Origin of the sequence: Arthrobacter sp. PAMC25284, assembly GCF_019443425.1 — a bacterium.
In the GTDB taxonomy this organism is placed as follows: domain Bacteria; phylum Actinomycetota; class Actinomycetes; order Actinomycetales; family Micrococcaceae; genus Arthrobacter; species Arthrobacter oryzae_A.
Genome location: NZ_CP080382.1, coordinates 660,046 through 680,706 on the forward strand (window position 1 = coordinate 660,046; position 20,661 = coordinate 680,706).

Below are 20,661 nucleotides of genomic sequence, written 5' to 3' on the forward strand. Positions count from 1 at the left end.
ATGACTGCCAGCACCCCGGAACCGAACCGCTACGCCGAATCCCGCCGGCGGGCCTATCCGGGCGTGGCCCTGCTCTTCGTCCTTCTCGCCGGGCTGCTGTGGTGGATGGTCCTCCCTGGTAATCCGTATCCCGCAGCCCCGGTCGTCGGCACGTTCCTGTCCTGGTTGGTCCTGTTGGCGGCCGTCCCGCTCCTGCGGCGTGTACCGCGCCGCCGGCTGGGCGCCGTCATCATCGCCGGGACCGTGGCACTGGGCCTGATCGCCCTGAGCGCACCGCCGCGGACCAGCAACGACTCGGCCCGGTATGCCTGGGACGGCATCGTCCAAAAGGCCGGAATCTCACCGTATTCGCATGTCCCGATCGATGAGACACTCAAGGAACTCCGGCCGGAATGGCTCTTCCTGCCCGGCTCCACCACAGCCGGTGGGACGCCGGTCTGCTCCCCGGGCCTGTTCGGGACCGACTCGGTGGCCGCCTACAACTTCCCTTCCAATGAGCCGCTCTGCACGGCAATCAACCGCCCCCATGTGCCCACCATTTACCCGCCGACGGCAGAACTGTACTTCTTCGCTGTCCGGGCCGGAGTCCCGGACAGCGTGGGCTACCTGCCGTTCCAGCTCGCAGGGCTGCTGCTTGGTGCGGCCGTCACGGTGATGCTGCTGCGCCTGCTGGCGCGGCGCGGCCAACCGCTGCAACTGGCGGCGGTATGGGGGTGGAGCCCGTTCCTGCAGCTGGAAGGGGTGAACAACGCGCACGTTGATCTGCTCGGCGGCGCCTTGATCCTGGCTGCCGGGATGCTGATCGTGGGCGGACGGCCGCTGCGTTCCGGCGTCTCGTTCGGCGCTGCGGTCGCCACCAAACTCATCCCGGTCATTGCCGCCCCGGCACTGCTGTTCCACCGCCCGGTCCGGTTCATCGCGGCTGCGTCCGGAACCTTCGTGCTGCTTTATGTCCCTTACCTTGCAGTCGCCGGGGCCGGGGTCCTCGGATTCCTGCCCGGCTACCTCAAGGAGGAAGGCTACAGCGAACGGGAGGGCATCCGCTTCGGACTCGCGCAGCTGGTCTCCAACGGACAGTGGCCGCCGGTGCTGTCCGCGGCGGCGCTGGCCGTCGTCGCGCTTGCCGTGCTGCTCCGCACCGGGAACGACAATGTCTGGGACCAACAAACCGTGATGATCGGGCTGACGCTGCTGATTGTCAGCCCCAACTACCCCTGGTACGCGCTGATGCTGCTGCCCTTCATCGTCCTCAGCCGGCGGTGGGAATACGTTGGCATCATTCTGGCCCTGGACATCATCTATATGGTCCCCAAGGAGGAACCCCAGGCCGCCATGATCAACCAGGGCGTCCTGCTGGTGGCCGCGGCCGCCGTCGCCGCCGGAGCCTGGCTGCGCCGCCGCAGAGAAATCCGCCAGACCGCCTGCTCTGCTCTCGCCGGCGACACCCTGAAGAACGCACCCGATTCGTACTGAACCCACCCCGCTCTCACCCGGCGGCTTACCCGAATGGCAGGATTGCCCCATGGAAATATCAACTCCCGGCAGGGCACACGCACGCATCGGCATCATCGGAGGGTCCGGGACGTACCGGCTTCCCGGCGCGGCCATCAAGGCGAGCCACACCGTTGAGACTCCCTACGGGCCGACGTCGGCCCCGGTGACGCTGGCGGAGCTCGCCGGCCGGGACGTTGCCTTCCTTCCACGCCACGGCACGGGACACTCGGTGCCGCCGCAAAAGATCAACTACCGGGCCAACCTGTGGGCGCTCAAGAGCCTCGGCGTCGAGGCGGTCCTGTCCTCCTCCGCCGTCGGCGGGCTGCGGGTCGGCTACGGGCCGGAGACATTCGTGGTCACGGACCAGCTGATCGACCGCACCTGGGGGCGGACCGACACGTTTTTTGACGGCACCACCGCCGGTGTCCGGCACCTGCCGGCGTCGGAACCGTTCTGTCCGGTCCTGCGCACGCTGCTGGCCGCGGCGCTCGCGGACCGGCACCTGCCGTACGTGGCGAAGGGAACCGTGGTGGTGGTCAATGGGCCGCGGTTTTCCACCAAGGCCGAATCGGCCTGGTATGTCAGCGGCGGCGCGGACATCATCAGCATGACGCAGTACCCGGAACCGGTCCTGGCGGCCGAACTCAACATGGGCTTCGCCAACCTGGCGTTCGTCACCGATTCAGACACCGGCCACGACGGCTCGGAGCCGGTCACCGCCGAAGCCGTGTTCGCCCGCATCAAGCACGCCCAGCCCAATATCCTCGCCGTGTTGGAAGCGACAATTGCCGCGATCGGCGATGACTACGCGCCACGGCCGCTAATGGACCCCGCGGCCGTGACCGGCATCATGGCACTGCCGGTCTCCGGCCGCCGGGCGGCGGCCGAATGAGGCTCCTTGTCACCGGCGGTGCCGGCTTCATTGGGTCCCACATTGTCGACGCCGCGCTGGCCCGGGGCTGGTCCGTGCGGGTACTGGATTCCTTGGACCCGGGCCTGCACCCGGGTCCCCCGGCCCTTGACCCGCGCGTTGAGCTGATGACCGGCGATGTGGCGGATGCCGGTGCGGTGAGCGCCGCCCTGTCCGGGGTCGACACCGTGTGCCACCAGAGCGCGAAGGTCGGACTCGGGGTCAGCTTCGCCGACGCGCCCGACTACATCCGCAACAACGACTACGCCACCGCCGTCCTGCTGGCCGGAATGGAACGCAGCGGCATTTCCCGGCTCGTCTTGGCCTCCTCGATGGTTGTCTACGGCGAGGGCGCCTACCTGGATCCGGAAACCGGGCTTCCGGTCCGGCCCGGGCCCCGTGCCGAAGCCGACCTGCGGGCCGGGATTTTTGATCCCCGTAACCCGGACACGGGTACCGTCCTGATCCCTGCGATGACCACCGAGGATGCCCCTCTGGATCCGCGGAACGTCTATGCGGCCTCGAAGCTGAGCCAGGAGCATCTCACCTCGTCCTGGGTGCGGAGCACTGGAGGCACGGCCATCGCGCTGCGGTACCACAACGTGTACGGTCCCCGGATGCCGCGGGACACCCCGTACGCCGGAGTGGCATCACTGTTCCGGTCGGCGCTGGCCCGCGGGTACGCCCCGCAGGTTTTCGAGGACGGTGCCCAACGGCGGAGCTTCATCCACGTCCGCGACGTGGCTGCGGCAAATATTGCCGCAGCGGAAGCACTCGCCGGCACGCGCCAGGCGGGATTCCGCGCCTACAACGTCGGCGCCAACGAGGTTCATACCATCGGCGAGGTCGCCGCCGCGTTGAGCGCCCACAGCGGAGGCCCGATTCCCGCGGTAACCGGCGAGTATCGACTCGGCGACGTCCGGCATGTCACGGCCTCCTCGGAACTGATCAAGTCCGAACTCGGCTGGGCGCCCTTGGTGGGCTTTGACGACGGCATGAGGGAATTCGCCACTGCTCCGCTGCGCGGCGGACACGCCTAAGCCCTGCAGAAATCCTGGCAGAGTGCCCCGCCCGGCAAAATCCGTCCCGGGAGGCACCGGCACTGCGACGCGTTATTGCAGGCCGCCCGCCCCTGTTGCGGTCCCGCGGGCGTCACTAGACTGAAGCCGTCACGTGACTTACCAGTGCCAAACCCAGCAGTGCCAAACTCAGCAGTGCCAAACTCAGCAGTGCCGGGACCGGCAGGGATGCCGGCCAGGCACAGGCCACTCCACCGTGCGGAAGGCAAGGCCATGAAGGAAAACAGCAAGCCATCAGGAAGCCCCGAGGACCGGGACGCCGCGGACCAGCACGAAGATCCCGAGATCAAGGGCCGGTACACCGAGGGCCGCTACGGCGCGGCCGGAAGCAAGAGTGGACGTCACGCCGAGGATGAAGAAGGACAGTACACCGAAGGCAGCTATGGCGAGGCCGGCAGCGAGGGCGGCGTGAAGAATCCAACCGGCGATGATGCGGAGGAGGCAGGCCGCTTCGTGGAAGCCGATTACGGCGAGGCCGGAGCTGCGCCCGGCCGGTCACCGGAGTCCGAAATCGGCCAGTACGCCGAAGGCGACTACGGCAAGGACGGCCCCCAGCGCGCCGCGAAGCCCGAGAAGGACTGACCTGCCCACTGGCCCCCGCCGGTACGGAACCACGCCGGGTACACGGTGCGCCCGCTGCGCCTGCCAGACAGCTCCTGCCTGACCTGCGGTTCTACTCGCAGGTCAGGCAGGAGGGGCAAACACTAGCGAACACCCGCTTCACGACGCCGCATTGTGGGAGGCGGTTTTACTTCGTTGCCGCGACGGCATCCATCTCAATGCGCTTTTCTCCGCGGAACCGTGCAACCTCAACTGTGGTGCGGGGCGGGAGCGTAAGATCACCGAAACGTGCCAGGTAGGCACTGTTGTACTCGTCGAATTCGTCCAGATTTGCAAGGAACACAGTGATCTTCAGAATGCTCGACAGGTCGGCTCCGGCATCGGCCAGGACCTTCTCCAGGTTATCGAACACCACGTTTACCTGATCGCGCAGCGATTCCGGGGTGGAACCGTCTGCCCTGGTCGGAACCTGCCCACAGGCCCAGACGACTCCTCCAAACGTCGCCGATGCCGTGTAGGGGCGCGGTTTTCCGTCTTCGTGCCAACGACGCTGGATCCCGCTCATGCGTCAGCCACCAGGTAGCCGGCCGCCACGGTGCGGATTTCGGCCCAGGTTTCGGCGTTGACGAGTATTCCGGCATGGGCGGTCTCGGCCCGTTTCAGGTCCCGTTCGGCCGTTGTCGATACGACGAAGGTCCCCTCAGGGGCGGTATCGGCCGTATAGAAGCGCGAACCGTGTCCCGCCGCAGGGGCATCATGCGGTGCGGCTTGGCCCTCCGCGCTGAAACCAGTGCCCAGGTCTCCGGCGGGCGTGGCGAACGTGGTGCGGTTCGCATCGCCGGCGCTGCGGTGCACCACCGTGAAGCCTGAGCTCGCGGCGGCATTCAGCAGAGCCTCGTCAAGCAGATGCGAATCGTGTTCGACGCCGTTGCACAACACCTCGCTGCCGACTCCGGTGCTGGCCACATCAACCAGCAATACCCCGTGCACCAGCGCATCGCAGCGTGAACCGGAGTCCACCGCGAAGCTCTGCCCGGCGGGAGTCGTCGAGCGGATGTACGTCAACGCATCCAACGCCCACGATGCCTCCCGCAGCCATGAGGCCAGGGTCGCCAATCCGGTGCCATGGTGCACCTCGGCGAAAAGGACCTGCCGGGCTGCTGCCTGTGCCTCGGCATTGCTTGCTCCGCGGGCCATCAGTGCGCGGTATGCGGCCTCACGCACTTCCCGCATAGCCAGACGCACCACGGGCGCCGAACCGCTGGTTTCCATGGTTGCTACTTTCTCGGTGATAACGGTCATCAGATCTTCCTTCCGGGGAAAACATCGTCGAAGAGGCGCAGCCAGTTCTCACCAAGCACGCCGCGGATGGTTTTTTCGTCGAGTCCCACCTTGACCAGCCCATCGGTCAAGCGGGGGAAATCCTCGGGTCCGACAAACCACTCGGGCCATTCGGGCCAAGAGGGCTTGTTGTCCCCCGGGGGCTGCCAGCGGCCATTGCGCAACCAGCCAACATAGTTCTCGTCCCAGTTGCGCGTGCAGTCACTGCCCAAACCAATCCGCTCGGGTCCCAGCTCATCAACGAGGCGGGCGATCATCTGGCAGAACTGGTCCAGGGTCGTTTTCTTCCCGCCAATGACAAGCGGGTAAAGGCAGCAACCCAGCATGCCGCCCTTATCGGTAACCGCACGGATGACTTCGTCGGGCTTGTTGCGCGGATTCTCCACAAACCAGGTGGGGTTTGAGTGGGTGATGGCCACCGGGGCAATCGAAGCCTCCACCGCGTCCAGGGAGGTCCGGTTGCCCACATGTGAGAGGTCGATGAGCATGCCCACGCGGTTCATTTCCGACACGATGGTCCGACCGAACCGGGTCAGCCCGGAATCCTCGGGCTCATAGCAGGCTCCGCCGACCAGGTTTTGGATGTTGTAGGTCAGTTGGGCGACCTTCACTCCCAGCCTGTGGAAGACCTCCACCAAGCGGAAGTCATCCCCGAAGGAGCTCGTGTTCTGGAATCCCAGCAGCACCGCGACGCGCTCATCCAGTTTGGCCTGGCGAATATCCTGGCTATTCCGGGCCAGCACCATCAGGTCGGGATTCTGTACAGCGAGCTGATACCAGTCCCCGATGGCCTTGAGGGTATCGGCCGGGCCCTCCCAGACCGCGCAGGTGGCGTTGACTCCGCTGATACCGCCGGCGCGTAGTTCCTCCAGGACGCCTCGGTCCCAATTGTTGATTTGCAGACCGTCGACGATGGTGGCCGTGGCATGAAGGCCAGCGGCGTCCTGCCGGTTCCCCGGGTCCAACGCCGAATGGCTCTGGACCGTCTCGATTTGTGGCCCGTCGACGACAGTGGCCGGACCCTGGAAGTTAGACATGATCTGCCGCCTCCCGGGGCCGGCGGGTGAACATCCACGAATCATCGGCATCCCCGGACGCCAGGTCCGCGATGCGCGGCGCCCCAGCCATCAGGGTCACGCGCAGCCAGTCGGTGGACTGCGGGGTGTAATTCTCCATGCCGTAGACCGCGAGCTGGAATCGCTGGAGATTCAGCGGCAGGAATTCGGCATCCAACAGGTTGTCCCGCACCTCACCATAGGTCAGCTTGCCGACGTTCTGCACACGGGCCACGGTCGCACGATGCCAGGGATGGGACAGCAGGAACTCGCCCACGCTCATCGCTTCATCAGTACCGGCCAAGTCCGCGCGCAGTTTCGCCACGGCCCGGGCAATATCCACGGGGTGTTGAACATTTTCGCCCGGGTCCGCTCCCAGCCGGGCGCGCCGGGGCTCCTCGTTGTCCACCGAGGAGAACCAGAAGTGCTGCTGCGCCGTCGGAGTGGAGAAGTCGAACGCCCCGGTCCAGGAGTATTCGTCATCGATTCCCCGGGCCAGGCGGGCGCAGGTGTCACCCGGGGCGATGCGGCGGGACTCATCGCAGCGGAGCAGCGCTTCGACTTTTTCATCCAGATCGTCGCTGAGTTCGGTGAGTACGGAGGCCACCATGCCCCGGCAACCCGGTCCGCGCAGGGCCGCCGCGTCATGCAGTTCTTTCCAGATGTGGCTGGTTTCTTTCCCCGTGAAGCGCCCTGTCGTGGCCCACGACCGCAGCTCACCCAGTAGTTCTTCGAGCTGTACAGCCAACTCGGGGCCTGCCGCGAAGGGCGCGCTCTGAATGTCTGCCTGCTCGGCCAAATAGTCGATTGACTCGCGCAGTAGATCCATGACGCGCTGCACTGTTGCCTCTGTGGGTGCAACGGTGCGGGCGATGACCGAAGCCAAAGGGATCTCGCGCAGCAGCGCCCAGGAGTTGATGACCTCGGGGTGGTTGATGGCATAGGGCACCATGCCCAATCCGGTGGCGTTGCCCATGCCCAGGTAGCGGCGCCAGGGCCCGCTGAGCCTCGCGGCCCGGGGGTTGCGGGCTGCGGCGCAGGCCTCCACCAGGTCGTAGCTGAATTCACGCATGAGCCAGGCGGTGACCATGTGTGCCCGGTAGGGAACCGCCAAAGGGTGGCCATCCTCGAAACCTTCGTAGTCGGCCAGTCCGCATTTTCCGTTGCTGTAGAACGCCGTGCTGCGAATGATGTAGGGAGAGCCGCCAAACTTTTCGCTCTCGGGCTGCTCTCCGTCGGCCAAGCGGTCCGCGACGTATTCAAAAAATCGTTCACTGCGGTTGGCGCGGGTCCAGATCAGGGATCCTTGCTCGGCGCGGCCGGCTTCCTGCAGCGGCACCTGGGCCCGCATCCGGGCCAGGCGATCCGCATCCACGCTTCCTTCGACCAGAGCAGCGGTGATGTCCCACGCCTTCGCGATCACCCGGTCGGTACGCTCTGACTCGCTCAGTCGTTGAGAGAATGCCACAAAGCTCCACAGGTGGGATTCCGCACGGACCTCATAGATTGCGTCGCCGCGGCCTTGGGCGTCGACATCAAAGTAGGTGCGTTCGATCTTCCAGCCGGCACGCACAGCGCGGCGAATCATCGAACGAATGAAGCTGTGCCGGGAGGCCCGGGCACCGCCCATGTCCACCGGATCCATCACGGTGTTTGAGGGACGCAACACAGATTCCGTGGTCATCTCACTGCCTTTGGTCAGGGCAGGCGCGCTCACGAGGCACGTCCCTGCGGTGCGACGCGTACGTAGGCGGTCTTGGTTTCTGTGAAGAAGTCCGCAGCAACATCGCTGTTTTGTTCGCGCGGGGCCGGGAAGGAGGAATCGCGAAGACCGCCAAACGGCGCATGGACCTCGGAACCGGTGGACGGTGCGTTGACCTTGATCAAACCGGCAACCACCTCGTTGAGGCAGCGGCGGATTGCGTGCTCGTCGCTGGTGAAGACCGATGCGGTCAAGCCGAACTCGGTGGCATTGGCCAAGGTGATGGCCTCGTCGAGGTCCTCAACGCGCATCAGCGTCACGATCGGGCCGAACACTTCTTCGTGGGTAATGGTCAAGGCGTCGGTTCCGGCGAGCAGCGTGGGCAGGACGTAGTGCCCCGGAGCGTCCGACTTTGAACCTTGGGCCAACACCGTTGCACCTTCGGCCTGGGCCTGGGACAGCGCGTCTTCAATGTCGCGTCGGGCACGGTCTGAGACCACCGGGCCCATGTCGGATGTTGCCTCGGTTCCCGGGCCTGAGACCAGCGCTTTAACCAGCGGTACCAGAGCCTCGACCAGACGGTCGTGGACATCTCCGACGGCGATAATTCGGCGGGTGGCAGTGCACTTCTGGCCGGTGCTGCTCATGGCTGCCGCGACTATGGCGGCCGCCGCACTGGCAACATCAGCATCCGGCATAACTATGGCGGCATTGTGCCCGCCAAGTTCCATCTGCAGCTTCGCACCACGGAGCACCACACGTTCGCGGATCTGGTGGCCCACCGGAACGGAACCCGTGAAGGTCACCGCGGCGATGCCCTCGTGTTCGACCAGGCGCGAACCCAGGGAGCCCGGGCCCAGGACCAGGTTAAGGACACCGGCGGGAACGCCGGCCTCAACGAGGATCTCGGCGAAGGCCAGGGCGACGGCGGGGGTATCGCTGGCCGGCTTCCAGACGACTGTGTTGCCCCACAGGAGCGCCGGTGCGATCTTCCAGGCCGGAATCTGGAGCGGGAAATTCCAGGGGGTGATGACCCCGACCACGCCCACCGGGCGGCGGATGGTACGGACCAATTCATCGGCATTGCCCGACGGGTAGGTGACGCCGTCGGCGCGGCGGGCCGAGCCGGCCTGGTAGTACAGGGTCTCCACGGTGGCACCGACTTCGCCGCGGGAGTCGGCCAGGGTCTTGCCCTGTTCGCGAGTCATCAGCACAGCAATGTCTTCGCCGCGCTCCTCCAGGAGCTGCGCAGCACGCCGCAGCACGCGTCCGCGGCCCAGGATTCCCACCCGGTCCCAGCCGGCCAGCGCGGCACGGCCGGCGGCGATGGCTGCTTCCAGCGTTTGCGGGGTGGCTGTGGCGTAGCGGGCAACCAATTCTTCGGGGTCGGCGGGGTTGACGCTGTGGGCTTCGGCTCCGGTTGCGCTGTCCCACTGGCCGTTGATGAGCTGCTTGAGTTCTAGCGTTTGGGTGGTTGTGGTGTTCACGGTGGGGTTCCTGCCTTCTAGCTGCGGTGTGCTGCGGTGTGTCGACTCTGTGATCCACGATACGTCGGCCGCTTATCATAGAGAAGTATTTATTGCCTATTGATTCATAAGTAGAGACACTTAGTGTTTATGGAACTGAGACAGCTTCGCTACTTCATCGCAGTCGCCGAAGAAATGCACTTCAACCGTGCAGCCGCCCGCCTTCACATCGCCCAACCGGCGCTGAGCCAGCAGATCCAACGCCTGGAAAGAAACCTGAAAACCCAGCTCTTCGTCCGCACTACCCGATCGGTGGAGATCACCGATACGGGCCGCGTGCTCCTCGAGGCAGCCCGCCGGGTCATCTCAGAAGCGGAGCGCGCAGAAAGCCAAGTGGAATTGGCCACCCGTGGCAGTACGGGGCTCCTCCGGGTTGGATTTGTCAGCTCCGCTGCCCTCTTCCTGTTGCCGGGAATGGTCAACCGCTTGCATGAGCAGTGGCCGCAGGTGCAGTTCCAGCTCCAGGAAAACACCACCGAACGGCAAATTCAGGCGGTGTTGGAGGGCCAACTGGATGTCGGAATCGTTCGGGAAATCGAGCCCATCGAAGGAATTCACGTCACCGCACTGAGACGTGAACCGTTGATCGTTGCGGTGCCGCAATCCCATCCCCTGGCCGAGCGGACCAGCGTCCCATTGAAGGACCTCGCAGGGCAGGATTTCGTGGTTTTCCCGCGCCATCAGGTCTCGCGGCTTTACGACCTGATTTCCGCCCTGTGCATCCAGGCGGGGTTTCACATCCGGGTCGCCCAGGAAGCCATCCAGTTCCCCACCATCCTGGGCCTCGTGGCGGCCCGCACTGGAATCGCCATTGTCCCGGAGTCGCTGCGTGCGCTGCAGATCCCCGGTGTGGCCTATCTGAACCTGTCCGATGAGGCGGCCTATTCACGGGTATCGCTGATTTGCGCCGAGGGCCGACAGGATTCGGCGCTTGTGGAACGGTTCATGGAAGCCGGTGGTGTGTAAGACCACCACACGGCAGATCGCCACACGGCAGGACGGCGGCAGGCGAAAGGGCCCCCGGCATGATGCCGAGGGCCCATCGCAGGCTCTTCAGGAAAGGTCGTATCGGGTTTCGCAGTTAGGGCCGCACCCCACGTGGCTGCCGGTCAAGGACTCCCTGCTCCAGTGCCATGCGTCGGACGAACACCGGGGCCGCGAACAAGGACGGCAGGATGATGAAGCCCACGGGAACTGCGGTGATGACGATGAAGGATTGCAGCGCGCTGATCCCGCCGTCGCCAATGGAGATCAGCACCGCGGCTGCCACGCCCATGGTCACAGCCCAGGCGGCGCGCAGCTTCGTCGATGGCTCGCCCTCAATGGTGCACGATTGGGCAATGCTGAAGGACATGGAGTCCGCCGTGGTGGCCACAAACATGATGGTCAGGACCAGGAACGCCGTCGCAATAATTCCAGAGAAGGGCAACTGCTCGGCAATGGTCATCACCACGGCCGGCAGGCCGTCGCTGGCCAGCGGCCCGGAAATGGAACCAGGATTCTGCTGCTCGAACATAATGCCGGTGCCACCGAGGACAGTGAACCAGAAGCAAGTGACGATCGGTGGCAGGACCGCCGTAAACAGGATGAGTTCACGCACTGTGCGGCCGCGGGAAATGGTGGCCACGAAGATGGCCATCAGTGGTGCATAGCCCAGGAACCAGGCGAAGAAGAAGACCGTCCAGCCCGAGACCCACCCCTGGTCCGCCTGATAAAGCGAGGTGCCCACGAAGTTCTGCAGGTACACGCCGAAACCGCCGACGAAGGACTTGAAGATGTAGGCGGCCGAGCCCAGTACCAACACGGCGGCCATGAGGCCCAGTGCCAGCCAGACATTGAGGCGGCTCATCAGCTGGATGCCTTTGCTCAGGCCGGAGGAGACCGAGAGGGCAGCCAGGCCGGTGAGCACCGCGATGACGATCAGCTGCGTGCCGTAGTTGTTGGGAACCCCGAACAGCCGCGAAAGTCCGTATGAGACCTGGAGTCCCAGGAAACCGATCGGACCGACAGTACCGGCCACCACGGCAATGATGCACACTACGTCGGCCACGGTGCCGATCCAGCTTTTGAGCACCTTGCGCCCCATGACGGGGTAGAGCAGCGTGCGCGGCCGCAACGGCATGCCCTTGGATACGGCGTGGGTCATGACGATGGCACCGAGCGAACCCAAAATGGCCCAAGCCAGGAAGCCCCAGTGCACGAAAGTCTGCCCCAGCGCGATATTTGCTGCGTCGGTCGGATCGCCACTGGGCTCACCGAAATACGGCGGACTGGAGATGTAGTGTGAAATCGGCTCCGCGGCGGCCCAGAAGACTCCGCCGCCCGCGAGGAGGGTGCACATAATCATGGCAACCCACTTGAAGCGACCGTAGTCCGGGGAAACGGGTCCCCCAAGCCGGGCCTTCGCGTAAGGGGTCAACGCCAGCGCAATGGAGCACAGGAAGGTTGCCAGCAACAGTGCTTGCCAGTAGATGCCGACCCACTTGGCGGAGAAGGCGAAGCCCTCGTTGATTGCGTCGGACGACTGCTTGGGGAAGACCAGGGTGGCGAGCACAAAGACGGCCAGTACCCCGAGGCTGGCAATCGTGACCTTGCGATCCATAATGGGCGTAGGTCGTTCGCCGACGGCGCGGCTGGTGGCTTCTTCGGAAGCCACGGGGAGACGTTCTTCCTGCCCCGTTGTTTGGACTCGGTTTTTCATCGTGGGATCCACAACTTTCCTGTTAGCCGGATCACGCAGGCTGCGTACGAATGAGATTAGCCTCACATCATTCACCGGGTCCAAGACTTAGTTTGTCTACATTGATCACATGTTGATATGGATACACTCGCCCACAGCACCGTTCACTCCGCCCGTTCAGTCCGGGCCGTCATTTCGGTGTGACCAGCGCCGGACGAACTTCTCTGCCTCGACGATGATCAGGACAGTGGACCCCACGGCGGCGCACAGCAACCATTCCCCGCCGGTCAACGGCGTGAGTTCCAGTATTCCGGCGGAGACCGGCCAGGTCATCACGGCCCAATGCAGCGCCAGCGCCGCGAGTGAGGTGTAAAGCAGCGGTTTGTTGGCCAACAGCCTCAGCTGGAACAGGGACTTGGTCTCGGCCCGCGAGCTGAACACCTGGAAGAAGCTGAGCATCACGAACATGGTCAGCGCGAGTGTCCGCGCATGGGTTTCGGACGAGCCGGCGTTCAGCTCCACAATGAAGGCCAGGATCACCGCCAGTGACATCCAGGCCCCGGTAATCCCGGCCCGGAACCACAGTGTGCGCGAGAGCAAACCTTCGGCGGGCGGCCGCGGCGGCCTGGACAATTCATCACCTTCGGCGGGTTCAAACGCCAGCGCAACGTCCTGGACCCCGTTGGTGACGACATTCATCCACAGCATCTGGACCGGCAGGAACAGCAGCGGGGTCCCGGCAAAGACGCTCAACGTCACCGCCACCAGGGCGGCGGTGCCGGTGGAGAGCAGGAAGAAAGTGGTCTTCCGGATGGCCGCGAAAATGACGCGTCCCTCCTCGACTGCATGCACGATGGTGACGAAATTATCGTCCGTCAGGACGACGTCGGCAGCCTCGCGGGCGACGTCGGTCCCCGACCGTCCCATGGCAACGCCGATGGCCGCGGCCTTAAGTGCCGGGGCATCGTTGACGCCGTCGCCCGTCACGGCGACGACGTTGCCCGAGCGCTGCAGGGCGTGCACGATCCGGAGCTTGTCCACCGGGGAGACGCGTGCGGCGACGCCGACCTGTTCGAGACGGGCCGCGAGCATGTGGTCGTCGAGCTCCGCCATTTCGGTCCCGGTCAGCGCCTTCTTGTCGACAGCCAGACCCAGCCGGCCGGCGATGGCCATGGCCGTCACGGGGTGGTCGCCGGTGATCATCATGACCTTAATACCAGCCCGCCGGCACGCCGCGATCGCGGCAGCGACCCCGCCGCGCGGCGGATCGGTCATGCCCTCCATGCCTAGGAAAGTCAGGCCCGACGGTGGGGGCAGCGGGACGCTGAGCTCCTCGCCGTCGGCCAGTTCGCGTGACCCCGTGGCAATGACCCGCAGCCCGTCCCGGCCCATCTCCTCATTCGCCGCATGGACCAGTGCCCCTTCCAGCGGTCCCAGGCCGTGCGGCCACGCCATCTTGTCCGCGGCGGCCAACACCGCTTCAGGGGAACCTTTGACGTAAAGGGTCCGGCGCCCGGCCGCGTCCTGGTGGACCGTCTGCGAGTAGCGCAGGTGCGGTTCGTATGGCTGGTGGGCCAGGGACTCGGCGCTGCGTTCCGGTTCGCTGATGGCACCCCGGGCCACGGCTGTCTTGGCCATGGCGGCGTCGACGGCGTCGCCTGAGTAGTCCAGGTTTTCTTCTTCGGCCGAGAGGGTCGCTTCGTTGGTCAGCGCACCAGCCCGCAGGACGGCTCGGACCAGTGACGGGTCAGCCGGTGTGCTCTTCGCATCCTCGCCTGCTGCGGTTTCCGGGACGGCCGTTGTTCCTACGGAAAGTTCCAGCAGCCCGCCTGTGGTCCAGATCCGCTCCACCGTCAGCCGGTTCTCGGTGAGGGTTCCGGTTTTGTCGGAGCCAATGACGGTGGTGGAACCGAGGGTTTCGACCGCCGGCAGGGTCCGGATGATGGCGTTGCGCTTGGCCATCCGCGAGACGCCAAGGCTCAGGGCGACCGTCAGAACGATGGGCAGCGATTCGGGGATGGTCGCGACCGCGAGGCCAACCGAGGTACGGAACATCGTGGACACATCGTTGCCCAGGACCAGTCCGGCGATGAAAACAAAGACCAAGGCGGCGAGCACCACCAGCCCGATTTTCCGCTCCAGACTGTGGGTGAGGAGCTGTAACGGGGTTTTGCCCTGCGGGCCCTGGACAAGCGCGTTGATTTCCCCCAAAGCGGTATTGGCGCCGGTCGCGATAACAACGCCGCTGCCCCGCCCACTGCCGACGAACGTTCCGCTGAAGGCGGTATTGGTTTTGTCCGCGTCCGCGGTGTCGGCCGGCAATGCCGCCGTGTGCTTCGTCGCGGCGTAAGGTTCACCGGTGAGCATGGACTCATCCAGCTGCAGGCCGTTGGTCTCGACGAGTCGCAGGTCTGCCGGTACCCTCTCGCCGCTCTCCAGCAGCACGATGTCCCCGGGGACCACATCGCGGCCCTGGACGACTGCTTCGGCCCCGTCACGCAACGCCCGGCACGTTGGTGTGGAGAGCGACTGCAGGGCCCGCACGTCGGCCTCGGCCTTGCGTTCCTGGACGAAGCCCAATCCGGCGTTGAGCGCGAGGATCAGGCCGATAGCGCCGGAATCCACCCAGTGCTGCTGGATCAGGGTGACCACGGCCGCGGCGAGCAGGATCCCGATTAAGGGACTGAAGAACTGGCGCAGGAGCACCCGCCACCAGGGCGTCACCCCGGCAAAGCTCAATTCGTTCGGCCCTGAGGTTTCCAGGCGCCGCGCGGCTTCGGCGGAGCTGAGCCCGTCCGCTCCCGAAGCCAGCTCGTCCAGGGCGGCACCGGGCTCCATCGTGTGCCACGGGCGGGTCAAGGGCGCCACGGCCGACCCGGCAGGTATCGACGCCGGACGACCGCTGATGGGTGGCCTCATGAGTCCACTATTGACCGGAAACCCGTCGAGAGGAACCGTTCAGCCGGAATCAGTACTCCCGGGCGCCTCCCATCAGCCCGGTAAACATTGTCTTGTGCAGCACGTCCACATGGTTCCGCGATACATCTATGGCACCGCTGACGTCCCCGGCCCGTAGCGCTTTCACGAGCGCAATGTGGTCCCGGTTGGAGGCATGGAGCGCCTCGATCGGGTACGGAATAAAGTACGCATAGAGTTCGGCCAGGGTTTCGTTGTAGGCGTCGACCGCGCGGCCCAGTCCCGAAGCGAGCGCCACCAGCCGATGAAACTGCTCGTCGGCCTGGTGGTAGGCGGACCAGTCCGTGCACTCTGCCATTTCCCCGGTCAGCCGCTCGAGTTCATCGAGTTGGCCGGCGGTCACGTTGACGGCGGCGTAGTGGGTGACCGCGCATTCGAAGAGCAGCCTCCGGTCCACGAGGCGGTTCACTGCCTCGGACTCGGCAGGCGACGCCGCAAGCTCCGCGAGGACCTGGCGGGGCGGATCGTCGGCGACGAACGTGCCGCCGCCGCGGCCACGGCGTCGGACCACGACTCCTTGCTCGGCCAGGCTGGCCAAAGCCCGGCGCGCAGTAATCGGGCTCACCGAGAGGCCAAGGGCAACGTCCTGCTGGTCCGGCAGGCGCTCGCCCGGTTTCAGCAAGCCCAGGGAAATAGCCAATCCGATGCGCAGCCGAACGGCATCCATCGCGCTCCGGCGGTCGATTCCGGCGAGCGCAACGGCGCCGATGGGCGAAGCGCCGGCACCGTGCTCCTGCTGACTGGTCATAGTTGTTACCTTACGGGCAACCCTCTGTCTTTTATTAGTTCATTCTGATCTAATATAGTGCAGATCACAACGCGACTTGGAGACACACAGTGCAACGCATCCTCCCCCTTATCGCCGTACAGGCACCGCCTCGGCTGATCGGCGAGCCCGTCAAGGCCTTTGCCGCCGAGGTCTCATCAGCCGTCGAGACGCACCCGGACAGCAAGCTGGTTGTCTTTCCGGAACTTCATCTCTTCGGCGATTCCTTCCCGGATCTCGCACGCACCGAGGCGCTGCAGGCCGCCGCCGAACCGCTGGATGGCCCGCGCGTCAACCAGTTGCGGGAGTTGGCAGCTGACCTCGGGATCTGGCTCGTTCCCGGCAGCGTCTGCGAGCGCGGCCCGGAGGGGCAGTTGTTCAATACCCAGCTGGTTTTGTCCCCGCGCGGAGAACTTGCAGCGTACTACCGCAAGGTCTTCCCCTGGCGCCCGTCCGAACCCTATGACCCCGGCGACCGGTTCACCACCGTCGACCTGGACGGGATCGGCCGGGTGGGACTGAACATCTGCTATGACGCGTGGTTCCCCGAGGTATCCCGCCAATTGGCGTGGATGGGCGCCGAGGTCATTCTCAACGTCGTCAAAACCACGACGCCGGACCGCCGGCAGGAGCTCGTGCTCGCCAGGGCCAACGCGATTGTCAATCAGCTGTTCGTCGTCAGCGTCAACTGCGCCGGTCCCACCGGACAGGGCAGGAGCCTGATCGTGGACCCGGAGGGCAACACGATCGCAGAAGCGCACGATGACGCCCCGGCCCTGCTCGCAGCGGAGCTGGACCTGGCCGCCGTCGAACACGTCCGCGCCCGCGGAACTGAAGGCTCCGTGCGTCCCTGGTCGCAGTTCCACTCCGGTGAAACAGCCATTGAGCTTCCCATCTACCAAGGCCGGATCGACCCGGACACCTGGGCCCCGACGTCCACCAACCGCTAAGGAACACCGATGACAACGCAACCGACCCTCACCCGCACACTGAAGCTGCCATCCCTGGTCCTCTTCGGGCTGGCGTATCTGACACCCTTGATTGTCCTGGGGATCTTCGGCGTGATCGCCGAAGCCACGGGCGGGGCGTCCCCCGCCGCCTACCTGATTGCTCTCGTGGCGATGCTGTTCACGGCACACAGCTACGGGCGCATGGCGGTGGCGTATCCCGTGGCCGGTTCCGCGTATACCTATGTCCGGAAGTCCATCGACTCCCGGGCCGGATTCCTTGTGGGGTGGGCCGTCCTGCTGGATTACCTGTTCCTGCCGATGGTGATCTGGCTGATCGGCGGGTCCTACCTCACCGCCGAGTTCCCCGGCGTGCCGATCGGCGCCTGGATCGTGGGCTTCATTGTGATCACCACCGCCCTGAATGTCGTGGGCATCAAGGTCGCAGACAAGGCCAATTACGTCCTGATGGCCTTCCAGCTCCTGGTTATTGTCTTCTTCGTGGCGTTGTCCATCGGTAATGTCGTGTCCAGCTCCGGCGCTTCAGGTCTCGCGGACACACAGCCGTTCTTCAACGACACATCCAGCTTCGCGACAATTTCCGCCGGCGCCGCCATTGCAGCCTATTCATTCCTCGGCTTCGACGCTGTCACGACGCTGACCGAGGAGACGATCGAACCGCGCAAGAACATGCCGCGGGCCATCATGCTGATCGCGCTGATCGGCGGCGGCATCTTTGTGGTGGTCTCCTACATCACCCAGCTCGTGCACCCGGGCGGGGTATTCGAGGATTCCGCATCGGCGGCGAGCGCTATTGCCCTGCAGATCGGCGGACAGCTCTTCGGCGCCGTCTTCCTCGCCGGACTGGTGATGGCCCAGTTCGCTTCCGGTCTCGCCGCCCAGGCCAGCGCCTCCCGCCTCATCTACGCCATGGGCCGCGATTCGGTCCTGCCCAAGGCGGCGTTCGGGCGGCTGAGCGCCAGGTTCCACACCCCGGTCCTGAACCTGATCGTGATCGGCGTCGTCGGCCTGATCGCCATCTTCCTGGACGTCGCCACCTCAACGTCCTTCATCAACTTCGGTGCGTTCACCGCCTTCACCATGGTCAACGTCGCTGTGATCGCCCACTATCTCCGCGAACGCCGTGCAGGGAACCTCCTTAACCCGGTCAGCTACGTGGCGGTACCCGTCGTCGGGGCCATCGTGTGCGCCTACCTGCTCTCGCAGCTGGACAGTAACGCGATTACGCTGGGACTGTCCTGGCTGGGGCTCGGCATCGTGGTCCTGGCGCTGATCACGCGCGGGTTCAGGACGGCTCCGCCGGAAATGGCTGCCACCGAAAAAGAGACGGCCGCAGTTTAGGCCGGGACGCTGACATCAACGGAAGAGGATCAGGCGTGCGCATCGCCCTTGGACAGCTCGAGTCCGGCACCGACGTCGGAGCGAACCTGGCTGCGATGGACCGCTTCGCTGAGGCCGCCGCACGCGACGGCGCCCGCCTGATCGCCTTCCCGGAGTACGCCACCTACGAGAAAAAGATTGTGGACGCCTCGTACCCGGAGGCAGCCGAGCCCGTTGACGGTCCGGTCTGCCGCGCCCTTGCGGCCATCGCGCGGCGGCACGGCCTGGCCCTTGTCGCCGGCACCGTGGAGACGTCCGGGGATCGAGACCGTGCCTACAACACGCTGGTGGCATTCGGGCGAGGGGGCGAGCTGCTCGCCTCGTACCGGAAAATCCATCTCTTCGATGCCCAGGGCTACGGGGAGTCCCGGTTCATCAGCCCGGGACCGTCCACGGCGCCCGTCGTTTTTGCTCTCGACGGCGTCCGCTTCGGCCTGATGACCTGCTACGACCTGCGCTTCCCCGAGCTTGCCAGGGAACTCGCGGATGCCGGGGCCGAGGTCCTGCTGGTGTGTTCCTCGTGGGTCCCCGGCGAACACAAAACCGGGCAATGGCTCGCGCTCAACGCGGCGCGCGCCATTGAAAACGGGGTGTACGTCGCTGCCCCGTGCCAGGCGCCGCCGATCTCGGTGGGTCACAGCCTGTTGGCGAGCCCCATGGGCGTGATCGAAGCGGATCTCGGACTCGAACCCGGCGTCCGCACGGTGGAGATATCCCACGCCGCGCTGGCTTCGGTTCGGGAGCAGTTCCCGACGCCGGAACAGCGGCGGCTGGTGCCGCCGCGGCCTTCGGTATCCTAGGCCGGGTGTCCTGGCGCGCAAGTGCCGTCGCGGGTGTCCTGGCGCGGAGCGCCGGTGGCGGAGCGGTCAGGACAGCAGTGCCTGCACTGCGACGAACACCGCGATCACGAGGACGAGGATCCCGAAGCTGCGCTCAAGGACGCGGTCCGGGATGCCGCGGCCGAAACGTCCGGCGACCACGGACGCGGCCATGGCGGCCAGCGCGAATGCTGCCGTCACACCCCAGTCGATCTCCAGGTCTCCCAGGTGGGCTGCGAATCCGGCGATCGAGTTGATGACGATGATCACGAGGGACGTCCCCACCGTCGCCGACATCGGAAGGCCCAGAACCAGGGTCAGTGCCGGCACGATCAGGAAGCCGCCGCCGACGCCGAGCAGCCCGGTCAGGAAACCGACGACGGCTCCGGTGGCGATGGCCTTGGGCAGGCAGCGGCGCCAGTTGATCCCGCCGTCGGGAAGCGCGCAGGAGCCACCGTCGGACTTGGACGGCATCAGCATCCGGATCCCGGCAAACACCATAATGGCGGCGAAGGCCAGCAACAGGATCTTCTGGTCCAGGAGCCGGTTGACCATGGCCCCGAGGTAGGCGGTCAGAGTTCCCGCGGCGCCGATGATCAGTGCCAGGCGCCAGTTCACCCCGGAGCGGAGCCGGGGCAGGACCGCGACGGCGGACGAGGCCCCGACGACGATCAGTGACGTCGGGATTGCTGCAGCCAGCGGCAGCCCGACGCCGTAGACCAAGGCCGGGACGGCCAGGATCGACCCGCCGCCGCCGACCAGGCCCAGCAGGGCGCCGACAACCAGTCCGAACCCGGCTGCGGAGACGATCATGCCCGGGCGCCCAGGTTCTTCAGCGCCTGGGCCGGCGTCGGGTCATTCGCCGAACGGTTCCACGGCATCCTGGCCAGCATCTGGCCCATGGCACAGCTGTTGGTGGCGGCCGAGAACGTCAGGCCGGCACCGACGCCGCCGGCGACGAGGCCCAGCTTCGGGGAAACGAACTTCCCGCCCACAATACCGGCGAGCACGAGCGAGCCGGCCGCCATGCGGACCTGGCGTTCCATGGCCCAGGAGGTGCGGCCGCGGACGACGTCGCCGCCGGCGGCGGCGTAGGCAGGGACTCCCCCGCCCAGGACGAACACGGTCGAAAATCCTGCAGCGTCCAGGTGCTTGCGGGCCTCTTCGGCCCGGGTGCCGGACTGGCAGACGAGTACCACACGGGTGCCCATTTTCGAGGCGAATTCGCCGGCGTGCTCGCTCAGCATGGGCAGCGGCACGTGATAGGAGCCCGGGATGTGCAGGGAATCGAACTCCGCGCCGCTGCGCACGTCGATCACCATCAGGTCATCGTGGTTGTCCGCCCATTCCTTCAGCGTGGCGGCGTCAATCGTGCGGGGGGCAGTTGCTGTCCTGGTCATCGTCT

General features: G+C 65.6%; 18 protein-coding genes. 8 read left to right on the top strand and 10 right to left on the bottom strand.

The features are described from left to right. The 4 genes from KY499_RS03060 (at position 1) to KY499_RS03075 (ending at position 4,065) form a co-directional block, all read left to right on the top strand. Positions 1-1,473, top strand: a complete 1,473-nt coding sequence (locus KY499_RS03060; RefSeq protein WP_219886173.1) for a glycosyltransferase family 87 protein — start codon at positions 1-3, stop codon at positions 1,471-1,473. A gap of 49 nt (positions 1,474-1,522) precedes the next feature. Beyond that, positions 1,523-2,386 carry an S-methyl-5'-thioinosine phosphorylase gene (locus KY499_RS03065; RefSeq protein WP_219886174.1) on the top strand — a complete coding sequence of 288 codons (864 nt, stop codon included), beginning with the start codon at positions 1,523-1,525 and terminating at the stop codon, positions 2,384-2,386. Further along, positions 2,383-3,444 (top strand): NAD(P)-dependent oxidoreductase, encoded by a 1,062-nt coding sequence (locus KY499_RS03070; RefSeq protein WP_219886175.1) that lies wholly within the window; start codon positions 2,383-2,385, stop codon positions 3,442-3,444. The genes KY499_RS03065 and KY499_RS03070 overlap by 4 nt, the downstream gene beginning before the upstream one ends. A gap of 252 nt (positions 3,445-3,696) precedes the next feature. After that, on the top strand, positions 3,697-4,065 hold the full coding sequence (locus KY499_RS03075; RefSeq protein ID WP_219886176.1) for a hypothetical protein: 369 nt from the start codon (positions 3,697-3,699) through the stop codon (positions 4,063-4,065). A gap of 166 nt (positions 4,066-4,231) precedes the next feature. On the opposite strand, the gene KY499_RS03080 is transcribed toward KY499_RS03075, so the two are convergent. From KY499_RS03080 to KY499_RS03100, 5 genes are read right to left on the bottom strand one after another with little or no spacing between them, the layout of a single operon-like run. Then, positions 4,232-4,609, bottom strand: coding sequence for a RidA family protein (locus KY499_RS03080; RefSeq protein WP_123255988.1), 378 nt, complete (start codon positions 4,607-4,609; stop codon positions 4,232-4,234). After that, complete coding sequence (locus KY499_RS03085) at positions 4,606-5,346, bottom strand: hypothetical protein (RefSeq protein ID WP_219886177.1); 741 nt, start codon at positions 5,344-5,346, stop codon at positions 4,606-4,608. The genes KY499_RS03080 and KY499_RS03085 overlap by 4 nt, the downstream gene beginning before the upstream one ends. Beyond that, positions 5,346-6,422 carry a membrane dipeptidase gene (locus KY499_RS03090; RefSeq protein WP_123255986.1) on the bottom strand — a complete coding sequence of 359 codons (1,077 nt, stop codon included), beginning with the start codon at positions 6,420-6,422 and terminating at the stop codon, positions 5,346-5,348. The genes KY499_RS03085 and KY499_RS03090 overlap by 1 nt, the downstream gene beginning before the upstream one ends. Next, positions 6,415-8,124, bottom strand: coding sequence for a hypothetical protein (locus tag KY499_RS03095; RefSeq protein WP_123255985.1), 1,710 nt, complete (start codon positions 8,122-8,124; stop codon positions 6,415-6,417). Before KY499_RS03095 ends, KY499_RS03090 begins: the two co-directional genes overlap by 8 nt. A gap of 29 nt (positions 8,125-8,153) precedes the next feature. Beyond that, positions 8,154-9,629: an aldehyde dehydrogenase gene (locus tag KY499_RS03100; protein WP_219886178.1), complete on the bottom strand. Its 1,476-nt coding sequence runs from the start codon at positions 9,627-9,629 to the stop codon at positions 8,154-8,156. A 129-nt stretch (positions 9,630-9,758) separates the two neighbouring features. Between KY499_RS03100 and KY499_RS03105 the strand changes: the two genes are divergently transcribed. Next, positions 9,759-10,634 (top strand): LysR family transcriptional regulator, encoded by an 876-nt coding sequence (locus KY499_RS03105; protein ID WP_123255983.1) that lies wholly within the window; start codon positions 9,759-9,761, stop codon positions 10,632-10,634. Between the two features lie 115 nt (positions 10,635-10,749). Here the strand turns inward: KY499_RS03105 and KY499_RS03110 are convergent, their stop codons facing one another. The 3 genes from KY499_RS03110 to KY499_RS03120 all read right to left on the bottom strand — a co-directional run bounded on the left by KY499_RS03110 (position 10,750) and on the right by KY499_RS03120 (position 16,072). Continuing rightward, positions 10,750-12,324 (bottom strand): BCCT family transporter, encoded by a 1,575-nt coding sequence (locus KY499_RS03110; RefSeq protein WP_258190924.1) that lies wholly within the window; start codon positions 12,322-12,324, stop codon positions 10,750-10,752. Between the two features lie 201 nt (positions 12,325-12,525). Continuing rightward, positions 12,526-15,267, bottom strand: coding sequence for an HAD-IC family P-type ATPase (locus KY499_RS03115; RefSeq protein ID WP_123255982.1), 2,742 nt, complete (start codon positions 15,265-15,267; stop codon positions 12,526-12,528). 49 nt (positions 15,268-15,316) lie between these two features. Then, a complete protein-coding gene (locus KY499_RS03120; RefSeq protein WP_219886180.1) occupies positions 15,317-16,072 on the bottom strand; it encodes a FadR/GntR family transcriptional regulator in 756 nt (251 codons plus the stop codon). A gap of 89 nt (positions 16,073-16,161) precedes the next feature. On the opposite strand from KY499_RS03120, the gene KY499_RS03125 reads away from it, so the two are divergent. Genes KY499_RS03125 through KY499_RS03135 form a run of 3 tightly spaced genes read left to right on the top strand, consistent with a single transcriptional unit; the run spans position 16,162 to position 19,238 of the window. Further along, positions 16,162-17,040 (top strand): carbon-nitrogen hydrolase family protein, encoded by an 879-nt coding sequence (locus KY499_RS03125; protein WP_219886181.1) that lies wholly within the window; start codon positions 16,162-16,164, stop codon positions 17,038-17,040. A gap of 9 nt (positions 17,041-17,049) precedes the next feature. After that, positions 17,050-18,399, top strand: a complete 1,350-nt coding sequence (locus KY499_RS03130) for an APC family permease (RefSeq protein WP_219886182.1) — start codon at positions 17,050-17,052, stop codon at positions 18,397-18,399. 35 nt (positions 18,400-18,434) lie between these two features. Next, positions 18,435-19,238: a carbon-nitrogen hydrolase family protein gene (locus KY499_RS03135; protein ID WP_123255978.1), complete on the top strand. Its 804-nt coding sequence runs from the start codon at positions 18,435-18,437 to the stop codon at positions 19,236-19,238. Between the two features lie 66 nt (positions 19,239-19,304). On the opposite strand, the gene KY499_RS03140 is transcribed toward KY499_RS03135, so the two are convergent. Beyond that, positions 19,305-20,069, bottom strand: a complete 765-nt coding sequence (locus tag KY499_RS03140) for a sulfite exporter TauE/SafE family protein (protein WP_123255977.1) — start codon at positions 20,067-20,069, stop codon at positions 19,305-19,307. After that, entirely contained in the window at positions 20,066-20,656 is a 591-nt protein-coding gene (locus tag KY499_RS03145) for a rhodanese-like domain-containing protein (protein WP_219886183.1), read from the bottom strand. Before KY499_RS03145 ends, KY499_RS03140 begins: the two co-directional genes overlap by 4 nt. Positions 20,657-20,661 lie beyond the last annotated feature (5 nt).